The following is a 26,325-nucleotide window of genomic DNA, read 5'->3' on the forward strand; positions in this document are numbered from 1 at the left end:
GCGGGTCAGCGCGGGCGGGCCGAGCACGGCCGGGGGCTCAGCCCGGCCGGGCGCCGGTCAGCCCGCGAGCGGCGGGTTGAGGCGGGCGAAGGCCTCCTGGCGGCGGTAGGGGAAGTACGGGTAGGGCGCGGTGCGGGCGCTGGCGGCGTCCAGGCGGGCGACCTGGTCCGGGGTGAGCGACCAGCCGACGGCGCCGAGGTTCTGGCGCAGCTGCTCCTCGTTGCGGGCGCCGATGATGACCGAGGAGACGGTCGGGCGGCGCAGCAGCCAGTTGATGGCGACCTGGGGGACGGTGCGGCCGGTCTCGGCGGCGACCTCGTCCAGGGCGTCGACCACCCGGTACAGCAGGTCCTCGTCGACCGGCGGGCCGAAGTCGGCGGTCTCGTGCAGGCGGCTGCCGGCCGGGAGCGGCTGTCCGCGCCGGATCCGGCCGGTGAGCCGGCCCCAGCCGAGCGGGCTCCACACCAGGGCGCCGACGCCCTCCTGTTCGGCGAGCGGCATCAGCTCCCACTCGTAGTCGCGGCCGACCAGGGAGTAGTAGACCTGGTGGGCGGCGTAGCGGGGGCGGCCGTGGCGCTCGGCCAGGTCCAGGGACTTCATCAGCTGCCAGCCGGAGAAGTTGGAGACGCCGGTGTAGCGGATCTTGCCCGCGCGGACCAGGTCCTCCAGGGTGGCCAGCACCTCCTCGATCGGGGTGGCGGCGTCGTAGGCGTGCAGTTGGAAGAGGTCGAGGTGGTCGGTGCCGAGGCGGCGCAGCGCGTCCTCGACGGAGCGGACCAGCCGGGCCCGGGAGGTGCCGGCGTCCTGGGGGCCGTCGCCGAGCGGCAGACCGGCCTTGGTGGAGATCAGCACCTGGTCGCGGCGCCCGCGCAGGGCCTGTCCGAGCACCTCCTCGGCGGCGCCGTCGGAGTAGACGTCGGCGGTGTCGAAGAGGGTGACCCCGGCGTCGATGGCGATGTCGAGCAGGCGGCGGGCCTGCTGGACGTCGGTGCTGCCCCAGGCCCCGAACAGCGGGCCGCGGCCGCCGAAGGTGCCGGTGCCGAGGCTGAGGGCGGGGACCTTGAGTCCGGAGGCGCCGAGTCGGCGGTATTCCATGTCCTCGAGTGCCGTGGTGGTTGTCATGACAGTACTCCCCTCGGAGCCACTAATGGGACTCCCGTTCCGTTAGGATGTCTCGAAGCTAGCAGACTCCGCCCGACTAATGGAACAGGAATCCCGTTAATGGTCGACGAGCCCTCCACGGACGCGCCCTCCACGCCCGGCACCGTCCGCCCCGGCGGCCGCACCGCCCGGGTCCGCACCGCCGTCCTGCGGGCCGCCGAGGACGCCCTGGTCGAGCACGGCTTCGGCGGCCTCGACCTCGGCGAGCTGGCCCAGCGGGCCGAGGTCGGCCGCACCACCGTCTACCGCCGCTGGGGCAGCACCACCGCCCTGGTCGCCGACCTGCTCGCCGACATGGCCGAGCAGTCGCTCCCGCGCACCCGCAGCGGCTCGCTCTCGGAGGACCTCCGGGCCAACGCCCGGCTGGTCCGGCGCACCCTGGCCGACCCCCGGCAGGGCGCGCTGTTCCGCGCCGTCCTGGTCGCCGCCAACGGCGACCCGGGCACCGCCGAGGCCCTGCGGCACTTCTACCGGCGCCGGGTCGAGGAGTGGGCGCCGTGCGTCACCGAGGCCGTGGAGCGCGGCGAACTCCCGGCCGACACCGACCCGTTCGAGGTGATCCGGGCCGTCTCGGCACCGCTCTACTACCGGATGCTCACCACCGCCGAGCCGCTCGACGAAGCCGCCGCCGACCGCGCCGCGGCAGCCGCCGAGGCCGCCGCCCGGGCCGGGGCGTACCGGCGGCAGGCGGGCTGAGCGCCGACGGAGCCGGGGCGGAGCGCACGCCGTACGCTCCGTCACCTGATCGCCGCCCAGCGGCTGCGGAGCGCAACGGCCCTTCGTAGCGTCATGGCCATGACGACCACCTCACGCGTACGGGCGACCTGGCTCGCCGTCCTGACCGCCGCGACCGTGGCGGCGGGCACCGGTGCCGCCCCGGCCGCCCCCGCCGCCCCCGCCGCCGCGTCCGTCCCCTACTACGACCAGCAGCTCGGCAACGACTGCGAGGCGGCCGCGCTGCGCATGCTCCTCGCCGCGCGGGGCGTGACCGCCGACGACCAGCAGATCCTCGACCGGATCGGCGTCGACCTGGTGCACCACGAGTTCGGCCACTCCGGCCCGCTGTCCGGCGACCCCTACGTAGCCTTCGTCGGCGACCCGGACGGCTCGGAGTCGGCCGGCACCGGCTTCGGCGTCTACTCCCCGCCCGTGGCCGCGGCCGCCCGCTCCTACGGGCTCACCGTGCGCCAGGACGGCCCGGGCGTCTCCGTCCAGCAGCTCAAGGACCAGCTGGCCGCCGGCCACCCGGCGATCGTCTGGGTGGACTACCTCTGGCGGCACCTGCGGAGCACCACCTACACGGCGTACGACGGCCGGAGCGTCCTGTACGCGGGGCCCGCCGAACACACCGTCGTGGTCACCGGGTTCAGCGGCGGCAGGGTGTCGCTCAACGACCCCGCCCGCGGCCGGACGACCGTCGCCGAGCAGGACTTCGCCGACGGCTACGCCACGTACGGGCAGATGGCGGTGGTCATCGACTGACGCGCGCGCTTGCGCAGCCTGTGAGCGATGTATGAGCGTTTGGCAACAACCCGCCCCCGACCCACCCCGGTGGCGCATTCCCCCAGGTCAACCCCCGATACTGGCTCCCATGGCACGGCTACCCCTGTTCGAGGACGACGACTCCGCACCCGAGGCCCCGGCGCCCGGCCCGCGCCCCGGCCCCGGCCCTGGCTGCGGCTTCGGCTGCGGCCTCGGCTGCCGCTTCGGGCTGCGGTGAACGCCGCCGCCCCCGGACCCGCACCGGCACCCGCACCCGCGCCCGCACCCCGACCGTCCGACGACCCGCCCCCGCGACCGGCCCCGCACCGGCGCCGGCTGGCCCGGCTGCGCCGCGCCGTCGCCGGCCTTCGCCCGCGCCTGCTGGTCGCCTTCGTCGCCGTCGCCGCCCTGAGCGCCCTGGCCACCGCCGCGCTCACCTACCGGGCCGCCACCACCTCCACCCTCGACCTGACCAAGGACACCGCCCTGGACGAGCTGCGCCGCCGCGTCGACGTCCTCGCCCCGGCCCTGCCGTTCCCGCCCACCCAGGGCGAACTCGACCGCCTGGCCGTCCAGTTGTCGGGCACCGGCGGCTTCCGCGACTGGCGGGTGCTGGCCGCCTACGGCACCGAGCGCTCGGCCTGGACCCAGCCCGTGGCCGTCCCGCCCGCCCTGCAGCGCACCGTGGACTCCGGCCACGCCGCGTTCCAGCGCTTCGCCGCCGACGGCCACCCCTGGCTCGCCGTCGGCGTCCCGGTCACCTACGCGCCGGGCGCCCCGTCCACCGGCCCGTCCGGGCTCACCGTCCTCGCCCTGCTCCCCCTCGACCGCGAACAGAGCGCCGCCGACGCCCTGCTGGCCGGCGCCGCCGGGGCCGGGGCGTTCGCCGCGATCCTGGCCGCCGGGCTCGCCCTGCTGGCCGCCCGCCAGGTGCTGCGGCCGGTCCGGGCGCTCGGCGACGCCGCCCGCGCCCTCGCCCAGGGCAAGCTGGACACCCGGCTGACCGTCACCGGGCACGACGAACTCGCCCAGCTCTCCAAGACCTTCAACCACACCGCCCGCACCCTCCAGGGCACCATCGAGGAACTGCGCGCCATCGAGTCCCAGGGCCGGCGCTTCGCCGCCGACGTCTCCCACGAACTGCGCACCCCGCTGGCCGCGATGCTCGCCGTCACCGACATCCTCGACGAGGACGCCGAACAGCTCCCCGCCGACACCGCCACCGCGCTGCGCATGATCAGCAACGAGACCGTGCGGCTGACCCGGCTGGTCAACGACCTGATCGAGATCTCCCGCCTGGACGCCGGCGCCGCCCCGCTGCGCAGCGAGACGGTCGACGCCGCCATCGCCGTGCGCGAGACCCTCGACCTGCGCGGCTGGGGCGAGCGGGTCGACCTCGACCTGCCCGCCGCCCTGCCCGTCCGGCTCGACCCGCGCCGCTTCGACGTCATCGTCGCCAACCTGGTCGGCAACGCCCTGCGACACGGCCGCCCGCCGGTGCACCTCGCCCTGCGCGGCGGCGAGGACGAGCTGGTGCTCACCGTCACCGACTCCGGCCCGGGCATCCCGCCCGCCGAACTCCCGCACCTGTTCGACCGGTTCTACAAGGCCGACAAGTCCCGGGCCCGCTCCGAGGGCAGCGGGCTGGGCCTGGCCATCGCCCAGGAGAACGCCCGACTGCACGGCGGGCTCATCGAGGCCGCCAACGTGCCGGACGGCGGAGCCGTGTTCACCCTCGTCCTGCCCCGCGGGCTGGACGGAGAGGAGGAGGAGTGACCGTCCGCCGACTCGTCCCGCTGGCCGCCGTCCTGCTGCTGGCCAGCGGCTGCTCGATCTCCACCACCGGAGCCGTCCGCAACGGCGGCCCGGCCACCGGCGTCCAACCGGGCACCCGGCTCTACTTCCTCGACCAGCACGGCATCCGGTCCGCCATCCGGCCGAGCGCCCAGCGCGAGGACCTCCAGCAGACCCTGGACACCCTGCTGGCCGGGCCGGACCAGACCGAACGGCGCACCGGGCTGTACAGCGAGCTCCCCAAGGACGGCCGCGTCCAGGCCACCGCCACCCCCGGCGTGGTCACCCTGCGGCTCTCCTGGCCCGCCGCCTCGCTGTCCGCCCCCGCCATCCAGCAGCTCGTCTGCACCACCGAGGACGCCCCCACCACCGGACCGGTGCCGAAGGTCGCCATCGTCAGCAGCGACGCCCCCTCGGCCATCCAGCAGCAGTGCGACCTGCACCGCACCGGCTGAGCGAGGGGGCGTCGGGGGCGACGGACCACGGGCCGACGGTCTTTGCGGACCGTCGGCCCGGCGGTCTACACGGGCTCAGAAGAAGGAGTCGTCGTCGTCCTCGTAGTAGTTGTTGACGACCACGTGCGGCTCGTCGTCGCTCAGCGCCTCGTTGAGCAGCATGCCGCCGACCAGGCCCGCCGCGCCGGCGCCGAGCATCGCGCCGGTGCCGAAGCGGCGGCCGCCCTGCTCCTGCTGCTGGGCCAGCACGTGCGGCTGGGCCTGCTGCGGCTGTGCCTGTTGCGGGTAACCGGCCTGCGGGTAGCCGGCCTGCGGCGGGGTGTAGAACGGCGGGACGGTGGTCTGCACCCGCTGGGCGCAGGCGGCGCAGGTCTCGACCTGGCGCGGCACGCCCCACTGCGGCTGCCACAGCACCACGGCCGAGCCGACGCCGTGGGTGGGGTCGAAGAAACACGTCACGGGTGAACTCCCTGTAGCTGGCTGGGTCTTCGGAGCAGCGGGCACGGCGGGCGGCACCACGGGCGCGGCAGGTACGGGAATCGAAGCAGGGGCCGGAGCCGGGGCGGCCGGCGCGGGCTGCAGGACGTCGACCCCGAAGTCGGTGGCGATGCCCGCGAGCCCCGAGGCGTAACCCTGCCCGACCGCGCGGAACTTCCAGTCCGCGCCGTTGCGGTAGAGCTCGCCGAACACCATGGCCGTCTCGCTGCCGGTCTCGGGCGTCACGTCGTAACGGGCCACCTCGGTGCCGGCGTCCGCGTCGACCACCCGCACGTAGGCGCGGCGCACCTGCCCGAAGGTCTGCCGCCGCTGCGCCGCGTCGTAGACCGCCACCGCGAAGACGACCTTCTGCACCTCCGCCGAGACGTCCCCGAGCCGGACCTCGATCCGCTCCGCGTCCTCGCCGCCCCCGCCGGAGCCGAGGTGGCGCACCGCGCCGTCCGGGCTCTGCAGGTTGTTGAAGAAGACGAAGTGCTGGTCCGTGAGGACCTTCCCGGACGGGCCGCACAGCAGCGCGCTGGCGTCCAGGTCGTACCCGGCTCCGGCCGTCCAGCCGAGGCAGACCCGGACGGACCGCACGCCGGGCGCCTGCCGGTTCAGGGAGACGTTGCCACCCTTCGTCAGGGCCACACTCATGGGGTTTCCTCCACCACCGTCCGAAGCACGCTGTTCGACCACGACAACGCTGTAGAGGTCACGCCGGTTCCCGCCCGTCCGGCCGGACCCGGACGGGAAGTTCGAGCAGGCCACGGGCGCGCAGGGCGGGTCGGTGGCGCAGCTGCTCGGCCGGGGTGTCCAGGGCGAGCGCGGGGAAGCGGCGCAGCAGGGCGGTGATCGCCAGCGCCGTCTCCATCCGGGCCAGCGGGGCGCCCAGGCAGTAGTGGATGCCGTGGCCGAGCGCGAGGTGGCCGTTCTCCCGGCGGCGCAGGTCGAGCCGGTCGGGGTCGGTGAACTGCCCGGGGTCGCGGTTGGCGGAGGCCAGGGCGAGCAGCACCGTCTCCCCGGCCGGGACGGTGACCCCGCCGATGGTGACGTCCTCGCACGGGAAGCGGCGGATGGCCAGCGGGGCGGGACCGTCGAAGCGGGCGAACTCCTCGACGGCGCCCGCGATCAGCTCCGGCTCGGCGCGCAGGGCGGCGAGCTGCTCGGGGTGGGTGAGCAGGGCGAGGACGGCGTTGGCGATCAGGTGGACGGTGTTCTCGTAGCCGGCGAAGAGGATCAGGAAGGCGAGCGAGGTCAGTTCGTCCTCGCTCAGCCGGTCCGCTCCTCCGGCGCCCGGCCCGTCCTGCGCGCCCGGCCCGTCTTGCCCGCCCTGCGCGCCCTCGTCGCGGACGGCGATCAGGTCGGAGAGCAGGTCGTCGGCCGGGGCGGTGCGCTTGCGCTCGATCAGGCCGGTGAAGAAGCCGAGCATCGCCTTGACGGCGTCCCGGGCCTGCTCGGGGCGGGCCGGGTCGGGGGTGATCAGGGTGTCGGTCCAGGCGCGGAAGTCCCGCCGGTCGTCCTCGGGGACGCCGAGCAGGTCGCAGATGACGGTGATCGGCAGCGGCGCGGCGTAGGCCGCGAGCAGGTCGACCCGGCCGGACGGCCCGGCGGTCTCCTCGACGGCGTCGAGGAGCTGCTCGGCGACCCGCTCGATCGGGGCGTGCAGGGCGGCGATCCGGCGCGGGGTGAAGGCCTGCCCGACCAGGCGGCGGATCCGGGTGTGGTCCGGCGGGTCCATGTTGAGCAGGTTGGCGTCCAGCGCGGGCGGCAGCGCGAAGCCCCGGTAGTTGCCGGGGGCGGCGTGCGACCGGTCGAGGGCCAGGCGCGGGTCGGCCAGGGCCTGGCGGACGTCCGGGTAGCGGGTGACCAGCCAGACGGGCAGCCCGTCGGGGCCGAGCACCCGGTGTACGGGGGCCTCGGCGCGCAGGGCGGCGTAGGCGCCGTACGGGTCGCTGATCAGGGACTTCACGGTCGGGTCGAGGGGTGTCACCCGCTCAGCCTACGGGTACGGCGCAGGCACCCTGGCGGGGTGTCAGCCCGCCGCCTAGTGTCAGTGGCCATGACAAATACCCGCCCCGCCACCGGCCGCGCCGCCGGTCGGACCGCCCGCCGCGCCACCGCCGCACTGACCGCGCTCGCCGGCACCCTCGCCACCCTGCTCGCCCCCGCCGCCGCGGCCCAGGCCGCACCGGCCGGCTGCCGGACCGTCACCACCGCCCCGCTGGACGCCGAACAGACCCGCCTCCAGGACGCCCGGACCGCCGCCTTCACCGAGCGCTCCGGCCTCGCCGACCTGCTCCACGGCTTCCCCGCCGCCCTGTGCTCCGCCCGCACCGCCCAGCGCGCCCAGCGGGTCGTGGACACCTGGGGCCGCAAGCTCTGGCAGGCCGGCCTCGACCGCGCCCAGGGCCGCCGGCCCGCCGGCGAACTGCCCGCCCTCGACGACCGCCCGCTGTACTGGGCCCGGCTCGCCATGACCATCCAACTCGCCCGCTGGCAGCCCCGGTTCGACGTCGACCACGCCGAACTGCGGGCCCGCTTCGAGGACGCCTCGCGCGGCCTCGAGGACGGCTTCGCCGACGGATCCGACTCCGGATCCGGCTCCGCCCCGCGCCGGATCTTCATCAGCGGCTTCGACCCGTACGGCCTGGACACCGAGCCGCGCCGCGCCAACCCCTCCGGCGCCGCCGTCCTGCAGCTGCACGGGCAGCGGATCACCCTCGCCGACGGCAGCACCGCCGAGGTGCGGGCCGTCGTGCTGCCGGTGCGCTACCGCGACTTCGACGAGGGCATCGTGGAGCGCGCCTTCGGCCGCCACCTGGAGCCGGGCGGCCCGCAGTCCGCCGACCTGATCACCAGCATCAGCCAGGGCTACCCCGGCAAGTTCACCCTGGAGGCCTGGGCCGGCCGCGCCCGCTCCGCCGACCCGTACACCGACAACGCCGCCGCGCTCTCCGGCGGCACCCCGGAGCACCCCGTGGACGCCCCGGGCCTCGGCGACGGCCCGCAGTTCATCCGCACCACCCTGCCCACCGACGCCATGACGGCCGTCCAGCAGCCCTACCCCGTGCTGCTCAACACCCCCGTCACCGAGATCCCCGCGGGCGCCACCGACCCGGTCGACCGCCCCGACGGACCCACCCCCGGCTCCCGCGCCGTCGCCGGGGGCGGCGGGGGCTACCTCTCCAACGAGGTCGCCTACCGCTCCAACCGCCTCCGCCTGGAGCTCGACCCCGAGCTGCCCGGCGGCCACCTCCACACCCCGGTCCTCACCGGCCTGCCGGACCAGCAGGACCGCATCACCTCACCGGAGTTCGAGCACAACGAGGCGGCCATCGCCGCCGAGGTCCGGGCGATCCTGAGCAGCGCCCGGCTCTGAGCGACGCGCGGCCGCCCCGGCAGGCCCGCGCCCGACGCCACGGTCCGGTCCGGCGCCTCCGCCGGACCGGACCCGGCCCCGACCTACGCCGGGTAGGCGAAGCGGGTGCCCGTGGCGCGGGTGCGGGACTCGGCGATCTCGGCGTAGGCGGCGGCGCGGTCGGCCCAGTGGGAGCCCTCGACCGACTTGCCGCGTTCCAGGTCCTTGTAGACCTGGAAGAAGTGGGTGATCTCCAGCAGGTCGAACTCGGGCAGGTCGCCGATGTCCCGCAGCTCGGCGTAGCGGGGGTCGCGGGCCGGGACGCACAGGACCTTCTGGTCGGGGCCGCGTTCGTCGCGCATCACCCACATGCCGACCGCCCGGCAGGTCGACAGGCAGCCGGGGACGGCGGGTTCGCGGCCGAGGACCAGGGCGTCCAGCGGTTCGCCGTCACCGCCCAGGGTGCCCTCGACGTAGCCGTAGTCGGCGGGGTAGCGGGTGGCGGTGAACAGGGTGCGGTCCAGGCGGATCCGGCCCGCGTCGAAGTCCATCACGTACTTGTTGCGCGATCCCTGGGGGATCTCGATCATCACCTCGAACTCCGCCTGCTCCGGGAACTCCACCGTCGCCTCCTCCTGCGCTCCTGAGGAGATTGTCCGCCGTCAGGGCGCCGTGAGCAGCTACCGAAACGACACCCGTGGTTCGGGCCCAGCCGATAGCATCCGCACCATGGGGAGCTGGCAGGTCACCGTCATGGACCACCGTCACGAGCCCGGCGGCCGTCCGCAGGGACGCCCGGCGGGGCCGCTGGCACGGCGGGACGGGTGGGCGGTGCACGGCGGGGACGGCGAGCTCAGCTGCGTCGACGCCGCCGGCGGGGTCCGCTGGCGGCGGCCCTGCCCGGGGCGGCCGAACGCGGCGCACCTCTCCGCCGACCGGGTGCTGGTCACCACCAGCTCCTTCGAGTACACCGCCTGGGGCCACCTCGGCCCGGCCCTGCTGCTGGACCTCGCCGACGGCGCGCTGGTCGCCGAGCTGCGCGGCGAGCGCGGCGCCGCCCTCGGCGACGGGCGCTTCGTGCTGGGGCTGGAGGGCTACGGCGCCTTCGACACCCGGGCCCACGACCGGGACGGCGCCGTGGTCGACAGCTGGCACAGCTACGGCCACTACGTGGTCGGCAGCGGCCTGCGGGTGGTCGAGACGGACCGCCGCCACCCCACCGGGAGCCGGGTGGTGCGACTGCTGCCCGGCGGGGTGGTCGAGCCCGGCCCGCCGCTGCGCGGCGCGCTGGCCCCGGAACCGCTGGTGCTGCCCGACGGCACCCTGCTGGTGCTGGACGCGGGGGTGCTGCGCGCCGTCGGGCGGGAGCTCGACGACGCCGTGCTGGCCGAACTGCTCCCGCTCGCCCCGGAGGAGCAGCACCGCTTCACCGGCTCGCTGCGCCGGACGGCCGAGGGCCTGACCGCGACGCTGGTCGAACGCCACCCGACCCGGATGGGCAGCTACAGCTCGCACGTCTGGACCCTCGGCCTGCACACCCGGTGATCAGGGCAACTGCCCGCGCACCACGGGCAGTTCCAGCACCGAGCCGCGCTCGCCGCCGTAGCCGATCCGGTAGTCCGCCCGGCCGTCGGCCGGGAGCAGCTCGAAGGAGTCGGGGTTGGCGGCGGCCACGGTGAGCCGGATCCGCTCACCGGCCTTGAAGAGCACCGAGACCGGCTGGAGGTCGATCACCACCTGCTGCGCCCGCCCCTGCGGGAAGGGCCCGGCGTCCTCGGCCGCGTAGCTGCGCGGCGTGCGCAGCCGGCGCCAGTCGGGGTTGTCGTCGGAGTCGGCCACCGCCCTTTCGATGAGGGTTAGTTGACCTTCCGTCAGGTAGGTGACCCGGCCGTCGGGGGTGACGTCCTCCAGGTAGACGTGCAGGGCGCCGTTCGCCGAGCCGGCCAGGCCGGTGACGTCGAGGGTCACCTTGCCGTTGCCGGTGACCCTGGTGGGCTCGGTCAGCGGCGCGGTGGTGTAGCTGAGCAGTTTCGCGTCCACGGCCACGCGGTCGGGGTAACTCACCTGGGAGCCGCTGAGGTTGGTGTTCCAGCGGTCGAGCGGGCCGGTGCCGGCGGTGGGGTCCAGGTGCAGCGGGTCGGAGCCGGCCGGGGCGTCCCCGGTCCGTCCGGCGGTGAGGGTGTTGCCCGCGCCGAGCTCGAAGGGCCGGGTGCGGGTGCCGGGCACCGGCCAGCGGGTGGTGGTGCGCCAGACGTCCTCGTTGTAGGTGTAGTAGTGCACCTGCCGCTTGCCGTCGGGGCGGGCGCCGTCGCGCACGTAGCGGTCGAAGAAGTCGACCACGCGCCGGTCGTTCTGCTCGTGTTCGGCCCTGGTGAGCGGCCGGGCGGGCTTGAACGGGTCGGCGAGCCAGCCGGCTCCGTGGTTCCACGGGCCGATCCAGTCGTCCTGGGAGTTGGACAGGCCGGAGAACTGGGAGAGCACGCCGTTGGCCGTCCCCGCGTCCAGCCAGCCGGCTCGGGTCAGCACCGGCACGCCGCCGTCCTCGACGGCGTCGGTCTTCTCGCCGACGCTGCCGACCGTCCAGCTCTGCGGGCCGTTGCGGTAGTCGCGGTGGACGCCCTGGTGGGCCAGGTCGACCAGGTTGGCGTTGTTCGCGTGCTCGGCGCGGGCGGCGGCCAGCAGGGCCGGTCCGTCCGGACCGTCGACCGGACGGGGGGTCAGACCGGTGAGGCCGACGTGCGCGCAGAGCTGCCGGGTCTCCTCGCTGGTCTCGCAGGTGGTGCCGCCGGTCTGGTCCAGGATGCGCAGCAGCAGCGCGTACGGGGCGAGCCGGGGCTCGATCAGCACGCCGCCGGGGCGGACCAGGTCCTCGTACGGGTCGAAGTCGTAGGAGATGGGTGCGGCGGCGGTGATGTGGTGGTTGCCGAGGGCGGTGGCGAGCATGGCGGTGTCGCCGCCGTAGGAGACGCCGGTGGTGCCGATCCGGCTGTTGGACCAGGGCTGGGCGGCGATCCAGTCGCTGAGCGGGCCGCTGTCGGCGATCTCGGCGGCGCCCAGCTCGGAGGCCATGGCGCCGAAGGAGGCGCCGGTGCCGCGCAGGTCGGCGGCGACGTAGGCGTAGCCCTTGGCGTTCCAGGCCTCGGCCTCGCCGCTGGTGCCGCCCGGCTGACCGGGCAGGACCCGGGCGCGCCAGTAGCGCTCGGTGACCAGGACGGTGGGCAGTTTGGTGCCGGGCTTGGTGGCGGTCGGGAGGTAGACGTCGACGGCGAGGCGGACGCCGTCGGGCATGGTGACGTAGCGTGACTGGAGGTGCGGTGCGGTGGTGGCGGTGTCCGCGACGGACGGGGCCGCGGCCAGCCCCAGCAGGGTGAGCGCGGCGACGGCGGCCGCGGCGGTGCGGCGCACCCGCCGGCGGCCCGTACTCCCCCGGCCCGGGCGACTCGTGCTCCCCCGGCTCATCGGACGGTCGCCTTCCAGGGGCCTTCCTCGGGGCGCGCCTCGGTGTCGGTGCCCGGCCAGGGCGGCATGGTGACGGCGGTGATGCACAGCGGCCCGTCGGCGTCCGCATCGGCCCGGAACTGGAAGGCGGTGCCCAGCGGGATCGACACGGCCGTGCCGGGGGCGAGCCGGTGGACCTCCTCCCGGCCGTCCTGGCGCCGCCACAGCTCGCCGCGGCCGGCGACGACCTGCCACAGCTCCTGGACGGTGGCGTGCGACACCGCGTGGGTGACCTGCCCGGGGGCCAACTCGAAGACCGCGAGGCTGCCCCGCCCGTCCAGGACCAGCAGCGGGCGGACCTCGGCGCCGTCCGGGGCGGTCACCACGGGGGCGTCCGCCGTCTCGGCGCTCTCGAAGGGTTGGTGCACTGGCTGATCGTTCATCCGACGACCCGGCCTCTCTCGTACGAAGGAGTTCCTGGGCTCGTCCCCCACCGCCGATCAGACCACGCCCGCCGGACGGCCCGCCATCCGCAGCGGTCCGTATCCGACCCCGAGACAACCCCGAGGGAAGGCGCTGTCGCTACCCCGAGACGCCCCCGAACTCGCGCACCGCATCGGTGACGATGGACTCCAGGCGGGCGTGGTGGGCGCCGCGCCAGTAGGCCTGGCCGCAGTCAGCGCACTGGGCGAAGGCGTCGTAGGAGCGCTCGGTGCCGTCGTGGAGCTGCTCGCGCACCGTGGTCTTGCTCACCGTGCGCAGCGTGCCGTTGCAGGTGGTGCAGCGGCTCCAGGGGGCGAGCGGCGGGGCGAAGCGGGAGAGCACGTCGCGCAGTTGCTCGGCGGGGCGGTGGCTGTAGACGTAGGCGCCGGCCCACAGTTCGCGGCGGCGCAGCAGGCCGCGGTCGCGCGAGAGCATGACGCGCTGTTCGGCGGCGGAGCGGGCGGCCAGCGCGGCGTCGCCGATGTCGGGGTTCTCGTACGCGGCGTCGATGCCGAGCAGGCGCAGCCGGCGGGTGAGGGTGCCCAGGTGGACGTCCAGCAGGAAGCGCGGCGGGGCGGGCGAGGGCTGCGGCCGGGCGACCGCGGCGACGCTGACGTGCTCGGCGTCGGCCGGGACGTACGAGCCGGGCACCGGGCGGCCGTCCACCAGCAGGGTGCCGACCTCGGTGAGCGGGACGCCCAGTGACTCGACCACGTGGCCGAGGCTGGAGGTGCCGTCGGTGCGCAGCGCGGTGCGGCCGGCCCGCCGGGGCGCGGAGACGAAGAGGTGCAGCTCAGGGGCGAAGTCGAGCCAGATCTGGGGTCTGTCCACGCGGCCAGCATGCCAGCGGGCGGCGGGTGGGGGCCACCCTTTTCCGGCGGCCCGTGCGCGGGCCCGTACGGAGCCCGCGCGGGCGGCTCCGCAGGGCGCTCGCGGAGTAGCATCGGCCGTATCCGGAGCAGCAGCAGCGGCGGTTGGAGCGTGCGATGACCGGAAACGAGCGGCGGGACGGTTGGCCGGACCTGTCGGCCGACCCGGCGGAGGAAGGCCCGGACGACCTGTTCGCCGACCGGTCCGGGCGGCGGGCCGCCGGGGCCGGGGGCGGAGCGCCGTACGGCGGCGACGACGACCTCTACGGCGCCTCGGCGCCGGTGGCCCCGACGGCCGCGGAGGACGGCGAGGGGGTCGACGGCGCGGCGGCCGGCGGGGCGGCGGCCGATGCCGCGTCGGGCGACGCCGAGGAGGCCGACGGCTGGTAGCCGCGGTCGCTCGCCGCCCAGCGGGCCACCGGGCCCATCGCGTACCCGGCGGCGAGGAACACCCCGCCCAGCACCAGCCAGCCAGCGAGCCCGCCGTCCAGCAGCAGCGCGGTGAGCAGCAGCGGGCCGAGGGTGCGGGCGACGGCGACGCCGGTGCCGAAGAAGCCCTGGTACTGGCCGATCCGCTCCGGCGGCGCGAGGTCGAAGCCGAGCTGCCAGGAGCCTGCCGACTGCCGCATCTCGCCCACCACCTGGAGCACGGCCGCGGCGACCAGCAGGGCGGCGAACGCCCACAGCGGGACGTCCAGCACGGACAGCCCGCAGACCACGCAGGAGGCGAGCAGCAGCACCCCAGAGGAGCGCACCGCCCGGATCGCCGAGTCCAGCCCGCTGACGTCGCGGGCCGCCCGGACCTGGAAGCCCAGCACGGCCAGGGTGTTGAGCACGAACAGCGCCGAGCCGAGCCAGCCGAGGCCGGGGGCGCGCTGGGCGATCCACAGCGGCAGGATCAGGCTGAGCATCGGCATCCGCAGCAGCAGCACGGTGTTGACCAGGGTCACGGCGGCGTAGCGGCGGTCCCGCAACACGGCCAGGCGCGGTCCGGCGGCCGGGTCGGCCGGCGCGGGCGGGGCCTCGGGCAGCCGGCGCAGCACGAGCGCGCCGGCCAGGAAGCCGAGCGCGGTGACGGTGAAGGCGCCGAAGTAGGCCTCCCGGGTGCCGACGGTGAGCGCGATGCCGCCGATGGCGGCGCCGACGGCCAAGCCCCCGTTGAGGGTTGACTGCAGGTGGGCGAGCAGCCCGGTGCGTTCGGCGCGCGGCACCAGGCCCGCGACCAGGGCCTGTCGGGCGGCGGTGAGGCCGGACTGGGCGGTGGCGTAGAGGCAGACGGCGAGCAGGAACAGCGGGTACGAGCGGACCACCAGGAGGACGGCGACCACGGCGGCCGTGGTGAGCGCGAGCGCCACGGCGGTGCGGCGCGGGCCGCGGCGGTCGGCGAGGCTGCCGAGCGGGACGCCCGCCAGCGAGCCGAGCGCCCAGGCGACGGCGAGGCCGAAGCCGAGGGCGGTCGGCGACATCCCGACGACCCGGGTGAAGTAGAGCGCGGAACAGGTGTAGTAGGCGCCGTCGCCCACCGCGCTGGCCAACTGGGCTGCGGCGAGGGTGCGCTGGGGGCCGGCGGGGGGCAGCAGGGCGAGCCGGGCGGCGCTCTGATTCGGCACTTCTCTCCTGTCGGATCCGGTCGGACGGACGGCGCACGGACGGACGGCGCACCGACGGACGGCGCGCGGACCGGGCGTTCGCAACCGCTCGGGGGTGGTCCTCGGTGGGACGGGGTCCAGCCTAGGGAAGAAGTGGACCGGCCGACAGATCCATTGATCTTGTATTTTCCCGGGCCACTTCCGGCCCGCGCCGCACCGCCGGACGAGCCGTGAACTCCCGTACGACAACGGCCCGTTGAGCATGGAGCGAGCTCCCGGCCCCGTCCGGCCCGGCCCCTCCCGGCCCCGGCCGCCCGGCCGCAGCGCCGTCCGTACCCGCTCCGACTCCCCCGGCCGAAGCGGACCGGACACCTCCACCACCCGGCCGGAGGGCCAAGATTGGCCGTGTTGACCCGTCAGTAACGCCCTCCTATGCTCAACGGCGTTCGCGATCCGGCAGCGGGGCCGGGGCCGTCCGTGCCCGCCCGATCCGGCGCCGTCTCCGGCTCGAAGGGCTCCTCCCATCAGCACCTCCATCGCCCCCTCGGGCTCCGCCGGCCGGCCGGGCGACACCGGACGACCCGCCGGCCGCGCAAGCGCCGCCGGCCCGGCCGACCCCTTCGGCCCGGCTGACCCGGGCGGCCCCGCCGAGGCCGAGGGCACCGGCCGCCGCCGCTTCCTCACCTACCTGCTGGCCGCCCCCACCCTCACCGTCGCCGCCCGGCTCGGCCTCGACGCCGCCGCGCCCGCCACCGCCCGGGCCGCCGAACGCACCGCCGCTGCCGCCCGCGACGCCTCCGCGCCCCCGCAGCTGTTCGGCCTGCCCGGCATCCCCGACGTCCTCGACCTCGGCGACGCGATGATCCTCGCCGGGCTGCCGACCTCCCACCTGCTGGTGCTCGAAATCACCCCCGCCGGGCGTGCCGCGCTCCACCTGCCCCGGCTGGAGGTCGGCCAGGGCCTCACCACCGCGATCGCCATGCTGGTCGCCGAGGAGCTCGACGCCAAGCTCACCGACGTGGACGTGCCGCTCTCCGACGGCCGCCCCGAGCTGCTCTTCTACCAGCTCACCGGCGGCTCCAACTCGGTGCGTTCGCTGTACGACCCGGTGCGCGCCGCGGCCGCCGCCGCCCGCGCCCGGCTGGTCACCGCCGCCGCCCACCGCTGGAACGTTCCCGCGACCACCCTGCGCACCGCCGACTCCGCCGTGCTCGCCCCCGACGGCCGTCGCCTCGGCTTCGGCGAACTCGCCGCCGACGCCGCCGCCGTGGTCGTGCCCGCCGTGTCCGCCGCCCCCAAGCCGGCCGACCAGCGCCGCCTGGTCGGCACGCCCACCGGCCGCATCGACGCCCGCGACATCGTCACCGGCCGGGTCAAGTACGCCGGGGACCTGCAGATCCCGGGCGCCGCACCCACCGTGGTCGCCCGCCCCACCACCGTCAACGGCACCCTCAAGTCCCTGGACGCCTCGGTCGCCCGCGCCATGCCCGGCGTCCTGGCCGTGGTCCAGATCCCCACCGGCGTCGCCGTCCTCGCCGAGACCTTCGACCAGGCCATCAAGGCCCGCGACGCGCTGCGCACCACCTGGAACCCCGGCCCGGCCGCCGGCCTCTCCACCGCCGACGTCCGGGCCCGGCTGCGCACCGCCCACGCGCCGTTCCTGCTGCCGCCGCTGCTCACCCCGTACCTGGACGGCGAGTTCGACTTCGCCTTCGTCAACCACGCCCCGATGGAGGTGCTCACCGCCGTCGCCGACGTCCGGCCCGGCCGCGCCGAACTGTGGTTCGCCGCCCAGAGCCCGATCATCGCCCAGCAGACCATCGCCGCCGAACTCGGCCTGCCGCAGGACGCCGTCACCGTCCACGTCGTGCGCGGCGGCGGCTCCTTCGGACGCCGGCTGTTCTTCGACGCCGCCCTGGAGGCCGCCCAGATCTCCCGGGCCGCCGGCCGCCCCGTCAAGCTCATGTGGACCCGCAACGACGACATGCGGCACGGCCGGATGCGCCCCGCCAGCCACCACCGCATCCGCGCCACCTACGGCCTCGGCCAGGTCCTCAGCTGGGAGCACCGCGCCGCCACCGTGCGCACCGACCTCTCGCACGGCCTCGGCGAAGCCCTCACCGGCGCCGGGTTCAACCTCTCCGTCGCCGGGATCAGCCTCGCCCAGGCCTTCTTCCTGCTCACCGAGAAGAACCCGTACAACGTCGGCATCCCCACCCAGCTGCTCGCCGAACTGCCGCTGCCGGTGCACACCGGCAGCTGGCGCTCCGTCTACTCCGGCATGGTCCGGGTCGCCGACGAGATCATGATGGACGAACTCGCCCGCCGGATGGGCCAGGACGAGGTCGCCTTCCGGCGCGCCCGGGTGCGCGACGCCGCCGGGCGGGCGCTGCTGGACACCGTCGCCAAGGCCGGCGGCTGGGGCCGCCCGATGCCCGACGGCCAGGCCCAGGGCGTCGGCTACCACGACGAGAACGGCGGCCGGGTCGCCTACCTGGTCGAACTCGACGCCACCGACCGCGCCAACCCCCGGGTCACCAAGGCCGTCATCGCCGCCGACGTCGGCCAGGTCATCAACCCCCGCGGCCTGGAAGCCCAGTTGACCGGTGCGCTGATCGACGGCATCTCGGTCATCCTCCAGGCCGGCAACCACCTCGACAACGGCGCCTTCCGGGAAGGCAGTTACGCCGACTTCCGCTACGCCCGGCAGCGCAACGCCCCGCCGGTGGTCGAGATCCACCTGATGCCGCCCAGCGGATTCCCCGGCGGCGCGGGCGAGTTGGGCGTCCCGGCCGCCTCGGCCGCCGTCGCCAACGCCTACGCCCGCGCCACCGGCACCAGCCCGCACTCCTTCCCGATCAACTTCTGACAACTCCTGAGGACGTCAACTCCCCATGCCCACCCACACCTTCGTCCTCAACGGGCAGCCCGTCAGCGTCGACGCCCCGGACGACATGCCGCTGCTCTGGGTCCTGCGCGACAAGCTCGGCGTCACCGGCCCCAAGTACGGCTGCGGGGTGGGCGTCTGCCGCGCCTGCACCAGCCACCTGGACGGCCGGGAGTTCCAGCCCTGCACCCGCTCGGTCAAGGACTGCGAGGGCCACACCGTCACCACCATCGAGGGCCTCGCCGACGGCGACACCCTCCACCCGGTGCAGGAGGCCTGGATCGACTGCGACGTCGCCCAGTGCGGCTTCTGCCAGCCGGGCCAGATCATGACGGCCGTCGCCCTGCTGCGCAGCACCCCCAACCCGACCGACGCCGACATCGACCAGATCCAGAACATCTGCCGCTGCGGCAGCTACCCCCGCATCCGCGAGGCCATCAAGCGCGCGGCCGCCGCCCAGCAGGCCCACTGACACCGGCGCGGGGCGCGCTCGAACCTGCTGCCTACCGACGCCCGGCCAGCCAGTCCGCGATGTCCTCCACCACCGCCGCCGCCACATGGCCCGGCCGGGCGTACTCGGCCGGGGTGGCGGGGCCGGTGCCGGGGAGGAAGAGGTGGTTGGCCTCCGGGTGGATCCGGATGCTCACCTCGGGGCGGTCGCCGAGCGCCTGCCGCCAGCGCGCCAGGTCGTCCTCGACCGTCACCTGGTAGTCCCGGCCGCCCTGGAGGAGCAGCATGGGCAGCGGCCGCAGCCCGGCGGCGGTGCCGACCTGGTCGTAGCCGCGCAGGTCCAGCCAGTACGCGGCGGAGAGCCCGAACGGCAGGGACTCCGCCGGGGTGTCCGGGGTCAGCCCGGGGCCGTCCACCGTCGCGGCCTGCCGGACCAGCGTCTCCACCAGCTGTTCCGTCTGCGGTCCGGGCATCAGCGCCGCGAGGTGACGGGCGACCCGGACGGCCGCGAGGTGCATCGGCTGGGCGTCCGCGGCCAGCAGCACCAGCCCCGCGACGGGCGGTCGGGCGGCCGCGGCGATCCGCGGCGCCACCTTGCCGCCCATGCTGTGGCCGAGCAGGTGGACGCGGCCGGGGTCGATCTCCGGCCGGGCCCGGAGCAGGTCGAGGGCGGCGAGCGCGGGCGGCAGGTACTCGTCGGCCATGGTGAAGTCGGCGGGCAGCCGGTCCGGGTGGGCGAAGGTCGGCTTGTCGAAGCGCAGCACGGCGGTCCGCCGGGTGGCGAGTCCCCAGGCGAGGTCCTTGAGCGGCTTGTTGGGGCCGCCGCTCTCGTCCCGGTCGAAGGCCCCGCCGCCGCTGAGCAGCACCACCGCGGGCCACGGACCCGGCCCGACGGGCAGGGTGAGGGTGCCGGGGACGGCGAGCGGTCCGCTGCCGAGCAGGACGTCGGTCTCGGTGAACCGGTCCGGGTCCGCGTACCCGGGCGGCTGCCACGTCGTGCCCTCGCCCGGGTCGAGCCGCAGCCCGTACAGCAGGCCGTCGGCGCCGACCGAGGTGACCAGGGTGAAGCCGCCGTCCGCGCAGCTCACCGGGAGGTGCACCCGTACCGGTTCGTCGCCCGGCTGCACGACCGGCTGCACGACCGGCTCGCCGATCGCGGTCACCCCGCCCCGCCCGTCGGTCTCGGTCGCCCAGGCAAGCCGGAGCACCTCGGCGGGAAGGCCGGCCCGCAGCGGCGGCGCGAACAGTTCGACGGCGTCGGCGAAGGCCTCGGCCCGCAGCAGCGCGGCGAACGCGCGCACTGTCTCTCGTACCTGTGCCTGATTCTCCCCCATGGTCAAGGACCTTAACAGGAGGGCGAGTTCGGGCCGCTAGGCGTGCGGGTCGCGGCCGGAGTGGCTAGGCGCGCGGGTCGCGGCCGAAGAAGGCGGCGAGCCGGTCGTACGCCGGGGCGTCCGCCGGGGCGGGGACTTCGGGGCCGAAGGCGTGGTGCTCGGCCTCCTCGCCCCGGTACTCGGGTTTGAGCGCGCCGTGCGCCCAGTCGAGCGCCGCGTGCGCGACCTCGTGGTCGAGGCCGGCCGTGGACTGGCCGGTGGCGTGGGCCAAGTCCCAGGCGTGGACGGCGAATTCGGTGGTCTGCTGGTCGACCGGGAAGCGGGCCGGGAGGGTGCCGCCGCCGGGGAGCTCGACCGTGCCGGTGAGGTCGCCGGCGGCGCGCCAGGCTTCGACGAGCCGCTCGGCCCCGGCCTCGAAGGCGTGCAGCCAGTCTTCCTCGACCCGCTCGAAGGGCTGGGTCCAGTCCGGCTGTCCGCCTTCGGCGCGGAGGGTGAACTGCCGCAGGTCGTACAGGAGGTGGCTGATCAGGTCGCCGACATCCCAGGAGCGGCAGGGAGTCGGGTGGCCGGCCAGTTCGACGCCGGTGCCGTCGATCAGTCCGGCGGTCTGGGCGAGGGCCCGGGCGAGCAGATCGATCGGGTCGGCCGGGTCGGCCGGGTCGTCCACCGCGGTCATGGCACACCTCTCGGTCCGGGGGGCGCACGGGTCGTGCCGGGCGATCGTAAGCGCGCTCGCCGACGACCGCCCGGCACGACACCGTCACCCCCGCCGAACGGGAGGTCAGGCGGCGAAACCGCCGTCCACCGACAGCTCCGCGCCGGTGACGTAGCGGGCGTCCTCGCCCACCAGGTAGGAGACGGCGCCCGCGACCTCCGCCACCGCGCCGTACCGGCCGAGGGCGACGAAGCTCCGCTGGAAGTCGGCGGACTCGCCGTCGGCCGGGTTCATGTCGGTGTCGATCGGGCCCGGGTGGACCAGGTTGACGGTGATCCCACGCGGGCCGAGCTCCCTGGCCAGCGCCTTGGTCAGGCCGATCAGCGCGGTCTTGCTGGTCGCGTAGAGCGCGGCGCCGGTGAAGGCCACGCGCTGGGCGATGCAGCTGCCGACGCTGACGATCCGCCCGCCCTCGGTCAGGTGCTCGACGGCCGCCTGGGCGTACAGGTACGGCGCCCGGACGTTCACCTCCAGCACCCGGTCGAGCTCCTCGATCGCGACCTGCTCGATCGGCCCGCCGGCGCCCACGCCGGCGTTGTTCACCAGGATGTCCAGCCGCCCGAACCGCTCGGCGACCGCGGCCACCGCGCCGCGCACCGCCGCCGGGTCGGCGCTGTCGGCGCGCACGGCCCAGCCGGTGCGCCCCATCGCGGTGATCTTGGCCACCACCTCCTCGGCCCGCTCGGCCGAGCCCTGGTAGGTCAGCGCCACGTGGGCGCCGTCCTCGGCCAGCCGCAGCGCGACCGCGGTCCCGATCCCCCGGCTGCCGCCGGTCACCAGGGCCACCTTGCCGTCGAGCGCCGCCGCACCGTTCATCGTCATGTCTTCGGATCTCCTCGTGCACCGTGTTCCGATCGCGTCCCGGCCGTATGTCGGCCGGCGTTCCGCTCTCGGTGTGTGATGTCGATCCTGGTCCGGAATCCTTGCCGTCTCCGGCGGTATTCGGACGTTGCGTTCAATCTTCAACTACAACTCCGCCACACCTCCGCGCGCCCCGGTGGTGCGACCGCCGGTTCCTCCGACCGCCGGGTGGTAGTACGACCCGATCGCCGGCTGCCCGGTCCAGTTCGGCCCGGCCGACGGGTCGGCGCCCGCGTAGCCGAAGGGCAGCGTGACCGGCCGCCCGCCGTCCAGGAGCAGCAGGTACCGGCGCGAGCGGTACGCGAACCCGGCCGCCCGCAGCGCGGCCAGCACCGCACGGGCCGCGCCGGAGCCGTCGGGGCGGCGCACCGACTCCGGGTCGAAGTGGGCGGCGAAGCGGCCGTCCGGGGCCAACCAGGAGGCGGCGCGGGCGATCGCGCCGAGCTGGTCGCCGAGGTAGTGCAGGCCGTGCACACAGGTGATCAGCTGGTACGACCGCTCGGGCGCCCAGTCGGCGAGCGCCGCCGTCACCAGCCTGACCTCCGCCCGCCCGTCGCCCCGGCCCGCCGTACCGGGCGGCGGGACCAGCGGCCCCACCAGGTCCACCCCGGTCAGCTCGGCGCCGGCGGGCAGCACCCGGGCCGCCTCGACCAGCGCCCGCCCCTCCCCGCTGCACAGGTCCAGCCAGCCGGGCGCGGCACCGCCGTGCTCCCGCAGCCAGGCCGCGGGGTCGAAGCCCAGCTCACGGGTGTAGCTGTTCACGCCGCAGGGTCCGTCTTCGGACTCCCGTCGTCCGCCCGGAGGGCGGGCGGGGCGGCGTTGGGGTGCGTGCATCGCAAGGCGGAGGAGGGAGCCACTGCGGAGCATTGGCGACCGACGACAACGCGGCGAGGTGCGTGCCCCGGCGTCGCCCCGCAGGCGGGAGTCCGAAGACGGACCCTAGGACCGCGCTCGCGGTTCATGGTGCTGTTGGCCACCACGGAGGAGGCGGTGAGCTCACTGTCGCTGATCAGTCGGACCATCAGACGACCCTACCGGCGCGGAAAGTCCAGCGACCCGCATGCACTGGGACGCCGAACGCGCCGAGCGGCCACCCCGCACAGGGGTGGCCGCCGGATCACGCCGGAGAGCAGTGGAGCGTGCTGGGAGCGTCAGACGGTCAGCGTCTGCCCGGGGAAGATCAGGTCCGGGTCGGCGCCGATGGTGCGGACGTTCTTGCTGTACAGGCTGACGGTGTCGACGCCGAACTTGGCGGCGATGTCACTCAGCGTGTCACCGCTGCGGACGGTGTAGTCGCCGCCGGAGGTGTTCCGCTCCGCCGCGGGGGCGGACTGGACCGGCTTGGCCGACGGACGGCCCTGCGGGGCCTCCGGAGCGTACGGCTTCGCCTTCGGGGCGGCGGCCTTGGGGGCCGCCTTCGGAGCGGCCGGCCGGGCGGCCTTGGGCGCCTTCGCGGACCGCTTGGCCGGCTTGGCGGGAGCCGCGGCGGAGTCCGCGGAGCCCGAGCCCGCCGAGGTGTCGACGGCGGCCGGGGCGCCGCCCTTGCTCAGGCCCGCCTTCTTGGAGCAGACCGGCCAGGCGCCCGGTCCCTGCGAGGCGAGCACCTTCTCGGCGACGGCGATCTGCTGCGCCCTGGTCGCCTGGTCGGCCCGGGGGGCGTACGCGGTTCCGCCGTACGCGGCCCAGGTGGAGGGGGTGAACTGCAGTCCGCCGTGGAAGCCGTTGCCGGTGCTGATGCTCCAGTTCCCGCCGCTCTCGCACTGGGCGACGGCGTCCCAGGCCGAGGAGGGTGCGGCGGAGGCCGAGGTGGCCGTGACGAGGCCGGCCACCGGCAGGGCCGCGACGGCGGCGCCTGCGACGACCGCCATCCGCAGGCGGTTGCGCTTGCTGGGGGTGGTGGTCTCGGTGGCAGCGGCGGTCTCGTGACGGGAAGTCATGAATGTCCTCTCGGCAAGCCCCGGGCGGGCAGGCGGAACCAGGCCCGGGACACGGGCCGGTCGGTTGCGCTCACCTCACTCGTCGGGCGGCCGGCCACGTGTCGGACGTGCCGTGCCGCCCCGGCCACCTCCGCTCGCCGACGGCCTGTTGGAGCCGGTCTCGTCAGCGGCACCGCCCTCGCGCCGGGGGTCAGTCGGCGGGCCGTGCCTCGGGGTGAACCCGGGTGGCGCTCGTTGCGCCGCCAAGAAAGCTAGGGGCATGTCCGGGGCGCAGCAAGCAATTCTTGGTCTTCGCAGGTCAGTTGACTGTTACCGGCGGTATCGATCAAGAAACGGCGCCCGGTTCGACCAGGTTTGACCGCATTTTAAAGATCGAACGATCAATTTCCGTGCCCGCGCTCACATCTGTCCATTCGTGAACTCCCGCACACCATCGACGGTCCGTCAGCAGTTCATGACGGACCGTCACCACGCCATCCGGAGTTCCCCGTTCGGACCACCGATTGAGTGGCATCCGTCACCGAACACACGCTCTGCGAGCACGCAACGACGCTCAGCTACGGCCGTCGAGGTCCGCGTCCCGCGCCAGCAGCGCCGCCTGGACCCGGTTCTCGCAGCCCAGCTTGGCCAGGATCCGGCTGACGTACGTCTTCACCGTCGCCTCGCTCATGTGGATCCGGGCCCCCGCGTCCGCGTTGGACAGGCCCTCCCCGAGCAGCGCCAGCACCTCCAGCTCGCGCCCGGTGAGCACCTCCAGCCGGCGCCGCGCCGCCGCGGCGCGGGCGGCCGCCGAGCCGCTGCGCCCGGCGGCCAGCGAGTCCACGATGTGCCGGGTGGCGGCCGGGGAGAGGAAGGCGTTCCCGCCGGCCGCCGCGCGGACGGCCTGGATCAGCTCGTTCGGCGCGGTGTCCTTGAGCAGGAACCCGGCGCCGCCCTCGGTCACGGCGCGCAGGACGTTCTCGCGCTCCCCGAAGGTGGTGAGGATGATCGCCCGCGCGCCGGGCGCGACCCTGCCGAGCTCCCCGAGCGCCGTCAGTCCGTCCATCACCGGCATCTGGATGTCCAGCAGGACGACGTCCACCCGGTGCGCCCGGGCCAGCTCCAGCGCCTCCCGGCCGTCGGCGGCCTCCGCGACCACCTCGATGTCCTCGGCCGACCCCAGGATCATCCTGATCCCGGCCCGGATGAGCGGCTCGTCGTCGGCGACGAGGACTCGGATCACGCTGGTCATTCCCCTCGAACGGTGATGCGGGTGGAGCCCCATCCTCACACCCCGGGCACCCCGGCCTCCCGTCCGGGGCCCACCGTTGCGGCACCCGGAGGTGAGGCCGGCGTCAGCCCTTGGTGACGTACTCCACCTTCTCCACCAGCACCCCGCCGTCGAAGCAGAACCGCGCCACGTGGTTCTCCGACCAGGAGTCGCCCGGCTCGCCCTTCGCCAGCGAGTACCAGCGGCAGTGCGAGCCCTCCGGCTTGGGCGGGCCGTCCCCCTGGAAGTCGGAGGTGAAGAAGTCGTTGCCGGGCGGCAGCTGCCGCAGCACCTCGGCCCTGGACTCGCCGACCCGGACCTGGTCGTAGACCGACTGCCGCACCGTCGAGTCGCTGGCACCCCGGACGAAGGCCACCACGCCCCAGGCCACCAGGCCCGCCACGATCAGCGTCACCGCGCCCACCCCGGCCGCGCAGCCGAGCACCGGGCGGCGCCGCCCGTCGTCCGCCCCCTCGACCGGCGGCAGCCCGCCGGTCACCCAGTCCTCCTCGGCCGCCAGAGCCGCGGCGCCTTCGGCCTCCGCCCCGGCGTACGGGAGCACGGCCGCCAGCCGGAAGCCCTGCTCGGGCGTCGGCCCGGCGTGCACCATCCCGCCGACCAACCGGGCGCGCTCCCGCAAGCCGGTCAGCCCCTGCCCGCCGCTCACCACGCTCCCCGCGCCGGTGCGTGCGCCGACGAGCTCCGGCGCGCGCGGGTTGGTGACCTCCACGACCAGGGCGTCCGGCTCGTACCGGAGCGCGACCGCGATCGGCGCGCCGGGGGCGTGCTTGTGCGCGTTGGTGAGCGCCTCCTGCACGATCCGGTACGCCGCCTGGTCGACCACCGCCGCGAGCGGCCGCCGCTCGCCCTCGGCGCGGAACTCCACCAGTGCACCGGCCGCCCGGGAGGACTCCACCAGCCCCTCGACCCCGTCCACCCCGCCACGGGACGGCGCCGGCCCGGACGCTCCGGCGGCGGGCGGCACCGCCGTCGACTCGTCGTGCAGCACCCCGACCACCTCGCGCAGCTCGCGCATCGCGGCGACCGCCGCCTGCCGCAGCACCCCGACCGCCTCCCGCTGCCGGTCGCTGAGGGTGCGGTCCACCTCCAGGGCGCCCGAGTGCACGGAGATCAGGGCCAGCTGGTGGCCCAGGCTGTCGTGCATGTCCTGGGCGATCCGGTGCCGCTCCCGCAGCCGGGCCTGGTGCACCACCATGGCCCGCTCGCGCACCAGCTGGTCGTTGCGCTCGCGCAGCGCGTCCAGCAGGGCGCGGCGCTGCGCCCGGTAGCGGCTGTAGAGGGCGGGCAGGACGGCGAAGACCAGGAAGACGCCCAGCGACAGTCCGATGATCAGCTTGGAGGAGCCCGCGGCGCCGTCCTTGAGCATCCCGAACGTGGAGAACATCAGGTAGCTCAGCACGAAGGCGCCGACCAGCCGCCACACCCGGCTGATCCGCGCCCCGGCCGCCCAGCCCGCGCACACCAGCAGCACTATCGGCCCGAGCGACCAGCCCGCGATCACGCCGGTCAGCACCAGCACGGTCGCCGGGAACCCCCGCCGCAGCAGCCACAGCGCGGCGACGGCCAGCCCGAAGGGCACCGCCAGGTCCGTGGCGGCGACGACCTCCAGCAGGCCCGCCGCCACGCCCATCAACAGGGCCGCCACGGCCTCGCCCACCACCCGCCGGGGCCGCCAGGGCCCGGGGAGCGCCGTCCGTACCGCCTTCGACCAGGCCCGTGCGATTGCTTCCACCCGTCGAGGCTAACCGGGCGGCCACCCCGC

24 protein-coding genes are annotated in these 26,325 nt (G+C 75.2%); 9 read left to right on the plus strand and 15 right to left on the minus strand.

The features are described 5' to 3' along the window. Positions 1-57: 57 nt before the first annotated feature. On the minus strand, positions 58-1,095 hold the full coding sequence (locus ACFVXG_RS30945; protein ID WP_387932170.1) for an aldo/keto reductase: 1,038 nt from the start codon (positions 1,093-1,095) through the stop codon (positions 58-60). Positions 1,096-1,221: 126 nt separating this feature from the next. Between ACFVXG_RS30945 and ACFVXG_RS30950 the strand changes: the two genes are divergently transcribed. The 5 genes from ACFVXG_RS30950 to ACFVXG_RS30970 all read left to right on the plus strand — a co-directional run bounded on the left by ACFVXG_RS30950 (position 1,222) and on the right by ACFVXG_RS30970 (position 4,892). Further along, entirely contained in the window at positions 1,222-1,857 is a 636-nt protein-coding gene (locus tag ACFVXG_RS30950; RefSeq protein ID WP_387932112.1) for a TetR/AcrR family transcriptional regulator, read from the plus strand. A gap of 99 nt (positions 1,858-1,956) precedes the next feature. Beyond that, positions 1,957-2,643 carry a C39 family peptidase gene (locus ACFVXG_RS30955; RefSeq protein WP_387932114.1) on the plus strand — a complete coding sequence of 229 codons (687 nt, stop codon included), beginning with the start codon at positions 1,957-1,959 and terminating at the stop codon, positions 2,641-2,643. 109 nt (positions 2,644-2,752) lie between these two features. Next, the gene (locus tag ACFVXG_RS30960) at positions 2,753-2,881 is read left to right on the plus strand and encodes a hypothetical protein (RefSeq protein WP_387932116.1); all 129 of its coding nucleotides are present in this window, start codon (positions 2,753-2,755) and stop codon (positions 2,879-2,881) included. Continuing rightward, positions 2,878-4,419 carry an ATP-binding protein gene (locus ACFVXG_RS30965; RefSeq protein WP_387932118.1) on the plus strand — a complete coding sequence of 514 codons (1,542 nt, stop codon included), beginning with the start codon at positions 2,878-2,880 and terminating at the stop codon, positions 4,417-4,419. Before ACFVXG_RS30960 ends, ACFVXG_RS30965 begins: the two co-directional genes overlap by 4 nt. Then, a complete protein-coding gene (locus ACFVXG_RS30970) occupies positions 4,416-4,892 on the plus strand; it encodes a GerMN domain-containing protein (RefSeq protein ID WP_387932120.1) in 477 nt (158 codons plus the stop codon). Before ACFVXG_RS30965 ends, ACFVXG_RS30970 begins: the two co-directional genes overlap by 4 nt. A gap of 75 nt (positions 4,893-4,967) precedes the next feature. Here the strand turns inward: ACFVXG_RS30970 and ACFVXG_RS30975 are convergent, their stop codons facing one another. Both ACFVXG_RS30975 and ACFVXG_RS30980 read right to left on the minus strand, forming a co-directional pair. Beyond that, entirely contained in the window at positions 4,968-6,026 is a 1,059-nt protein-coding gene (locus ACFVXG_RS30975; protein ID WP_387932122.1) for a TerD family protein, read from the minus strand. A 58-nt stretch (positions 6,027-6,084) separates the two neighbouring features. Next, complete coding sequence (locus tag ACFVXG_RS30980; protein WP_387932123.1) at positions 6,085-7,362, minus strand: cytochrome P450; 1,278 nt, start codon at positions 7,360-7,362, stop codon at positions 6,085-6,087. Between the two features lie 69 nt (positions 7,363-7,431). Between ACFVXG_RS30980 and ACFVXG_RS30985 the strand changes: the two genes are divergently transcribed. Continuing rightward, positions 7,432-8,751, plus strand: a complete 1,320-nt coding sequence (locus ACFVXG_RS30985) for a pyroglutamyl peptidase (RefSeq protein ID WP_387932124.1) — start codon at positions 7,432-7,434, stop codon at positions 8,749-8,751. Positions 8,752-8,834: 83 nt separating this feature from the next. Here the strand turns inward: ACFVXG_RS30985 and ACFVXG_RS30990 are convergent, their stop codons facing one another. Next, complete coding sequence (locus ACFVXG_RS30990; RefSeq protein WP_387932171.1) at positions 8,835-9,320, minus strand: inorganic diphosphatase; 486 nt, start codon at positions 9,318-9,320, stop codon at positions 8,835-8,837. 139 nt (positions 9,321-9,459) lie between these two features. Between ACFVXG_RS30990 and ACFVXG_RS30995 the strand changes: the two genes are divergently transcribed. Next, complete coding sequence (locus tag ACFVXG_RS30995; protein WP_387932125.1) at positions 9,460-10,275, plus strand: hypothetical protein; 816 nt, start codon at positions 9,460-9,462, stop codon at positions 10,273-10,275. Here ACFVXG_RS30995 and ACFVXG_RS31000 read toward each other — a convergent pair whose 3' ends face one another. From ACFVXG_RS31000 to ACFVXG_RS31015, 4 genes are all read right to left on the minus strand, one after another. Next, positions 10,276-12,135 (minus strand): CocE/NonD family hydrolase, encoded by a 1,860-nt coding sequence (locus ACFVXG_RS31000; protein ID WP_387932127.1) that lies wholly within the window; start codon positions 12,133-12,135, stop codon positions 10,276-10,278. Between the two features lie 50 nt (positions 12,136-12,185). Next, entirely contained in the window at positions 12,186-12,596 is a 411-nt protein-coding gene (locus ACFVXG_RS31005; RefSeq protein WP_387932129.1) for a cupin domain-containing protein, read from the minus strand. A gap of 154 nt (positions 12,597-12,750) precedes the next feature. After that, positions 12,751-13,482: a Mut7-C RNAse domain-containing protein gene (locus ACFVXG_RS31010; protein ID WP_387932130.1), complete on the minus strand. Its 732-nt coding sequence runs from the start codon at positions 13,480-13,482 to the stop codon at positions 12,751-12,753. A 301-nt stretch (positions 13,483-13,783) separates the two neighbouring features. Then, a complete protein-coding gene (locus ACFVXG_RS31015; RefSeq protein ID WP_387932132.1) occupies positions 13,784-15,130 on the minus strand; it encodes an MFS transporter in 1,347 nt (448 codons plus the stop codon). Between the two features lie 838 nt (positions 15,131-15,968). Here ACFVXG_RS31015 and ACFVXG_RS31020 point away from each other — a divergent pair. Together ACFVXG_RS31020 and ACFVXG_RS31025 are read left to right on the plus strand one after the other, a co-directional pair. Beyond that, positions 15,969-17,978 carry a molybdopterin cofactor-binding domain-containing protein gene (locus tag ACFVXG_RS31020; RefSeq protein WP_387932134.1) on the plus strand — a complete coding sequence of 670 codons (2,010 nt, stop codon included), beginning with the start codon at positions 15,969-15,971 and terminating at the stop codon, positions 17,976-17,978. A gap of 25 nt (positions 17,979-18,003) precedes the next feature. Then, positions 18,004-18,468 (plus strand): (2Fe-2S)-binding protein, encoded by a 465-nt coding sequence (locus tag ACFVXG_RS31025; protein ID WP_387932136.1) that lies wholly within the window; start codon positions 18,004-18,006, stop codon positions 18,466-18,468. 31 nt (positions 18,469-18,499) lie between these two features. Here ACFVXG_RS31025 and ACFVXG_RS31030 read toward each other — a convergent pair whose 3' ends face one another. The 7 genes from ACFVXG_RS31030 to ACFVXG_RS31060 form a co-directional block, all read right to left on the minus strand. Next, positions 18,500-19,747: an alpha/beta hydrolase family protein gene (locus ACFVXG_RS31030; RefSeq protein WP_387932137.1), complete on the minus strand. Its 1,248-nt coding sequence runs from the start codon at positions 19,745-19,747 to the stop codon at positions 18,500-18,502. A gap of 97 nt (positions 19,748-19,844) precedes the next feature. Next, positions 19,845-20,456 (minus strand): TIGR03086 family metal-binding protein, encoded by a 612-nt coding sequence (locus ACFVXG_RS31035; RefSeq protein ID WP_387932138.1) that lies wholly within the window; start codon positions 20,454-20,456, stop codon positions 19,845-19,847. A 105-nt stretch (positions 20,457-20,561) separates the two neighbouring features. Next, positions 20,562-21,317: an SDR family oxidoreductase gene (locus ACFVXG_RS31040; protein WP_387932140.1), complete on the minus strand. Its 756-nt coding sequence runs from the start codon at positions 21,315-21,317 to the stop codon at positions 20,562-20,564. A 144-nt stretch (positions 21,318-21,461) separates the two neighbouring features. Beyond that, on the minus strand, positions 21,462-22,118 hold the full coding sequence (locus ACFVXG_RS31045; protein ID WP_387932142.1) for a class I SAM-dependent methyltransferase: 657 nt from the start codon (positions 22,116-22,118) through the stop codon (positions 21,462-21,464). 389 nt (positions 22,119-22,507) lie between these two features. After that, the gene (locus ACFVXG_RS31050) at positions 22,508-23,293 is read right to left on the minus strand and encodes a transglycosylase family protein (protein WP_387932144.1); all 786 of its coding nucleotides are present in this window, start codon (positions 23,291-23,293) and stop codon (positions 22,508-22,510) included. A 553-nt stretch (positions 23,294-23,846) separates the two neighbouring features. Next, a complete protein-coding gene (locus ACFVXG_RS31055; protein ID WP_387932173.1) occupies positions 23,847-24,515 on the minus strand; it encodes a response regulator in 669 nt (222 codons plus the stop codon). Between the two features lie 112 nt (positions 24,516-24,627). Beyond that, positions 24,628-26,295 carry a sensor histidine kinase gene (locus tag ACFVXG_RS31060; RefSeq protein WP_387932145.1) on the minus strand — a complete coding sequence of 556 codons (1,668 nt, stop codon included), beginning with the start codon at positions 26,293-26,295 and terminating at the stop codon, positions 24,628-24,630. Positions 26,296-26,325: the final 30 nt, after the last annotated feature.

This window comes from Kitasatospora sp. NPDC058162 (assembly GCF_042884005.1).
Lineage (GTDB): Bacteria > Actinomycetota > Actinomycetes > Streptomycetales > Streptomycetaceae > Kitasatospora.

Excerpts from the sequence above, each read along its gene's own strand:
- ACFVXG_RS31020 (WP_387932134.1), top strand. The coding sequence starts at position 15,969 with ATGATCCTCGCCGGGCTGCCGACCTCCCACCTGCTGGTGCTCGAAATC.
- ACFVXG_RS31040 (WP_387932140.1), bottom strand. The coding sequence starts at position 21,317 with ATGACGATGAACGGTGCGGCGGCGCTCGACGGCAAGGTGGCCCTGGTG.
- ACFVXG_RS30975 (WP_387932122.1), bottom strand. The coding sequence starts at position 6,026 with ATGAGTGTGGCCCTGACGAAGGGTGGCAACGTCTCCCTGAACCGGCAG.
- ACFVXG_RS30960 (WP_387932116.1), top strand. The coding sequence starts at position 2,753 with ATGGCACGGCTACCCCTGTTCGAGGACGACGACTCCGCACCCGAGGCC.
- ACFVXG_RS30985 (WP_387932124.1), top strand. The coding sequence starts at position 7,432 with ATGACAAATACCCGCCCCGCCACCGGCCGCGCCGCCGGTCGGACCGCC.
- ACFVXG_RS30945 (WP_387932170.1), bottom strand. The coding sequence starts at position 1,095 with ATGGAATACCGCCGACTCGGCGCCTCCGGACTCAAGGTCCCCGCCCTC.
- ACFVXG_RS30990 (WP_387932171.1), bottom strand. The coding sequence starts at position 9,320 with ATGATCGAGATCCCCCAGGGATCGCGCAACAAGTACGTGATGGACTTC.
- ACFVXG_RS30995 (WP_387932125.1), top strand. The coding sequence starts at position 9,460 with ATGGGGAGCTGGCAGGTCACCGTCATGGACCACCGTCACGAGCCCGGC.
- ACFVXG_RS31025 (WP_387932136.1), top strand. The coding sequence starts at position 18,004 with ATGCCCACCCACACCTTCGTCCTCAACGGGCAGCCCGTCAGCGTCGAC.
- ACFVXG_RS31050 (WP_387932144.1), bottom strand. The coding sequence starts at position 23,293 with ATGACTTCCCGTCACGAGACCGCCGCTGCCACCGAGACCACCACCCCC.
- ACFVXG_RS30950 (WP_387932112.1), top strand. The coding sequence starts at position 1,222 with ATGGTCGACGAGCCCTCCACGGACGCGCCCTCCACGCCCGGCACCGTC.
- ACFVXG_RS31035 (WP_387932138.1), bottom strand. The coding sequence starts at position 20,456 with ATGACCGCGGTGGACGACCCGGCCGACCCGGCCGACCCGATCGATCTG.
- ACFVXG_RS30955 (WP_387932114.1), top strand. The coding sequence starts at position 1,957 with ATGACGACCACCTCACGCGTACGGGCGACCTGGCTCGCCGTCCTGACC.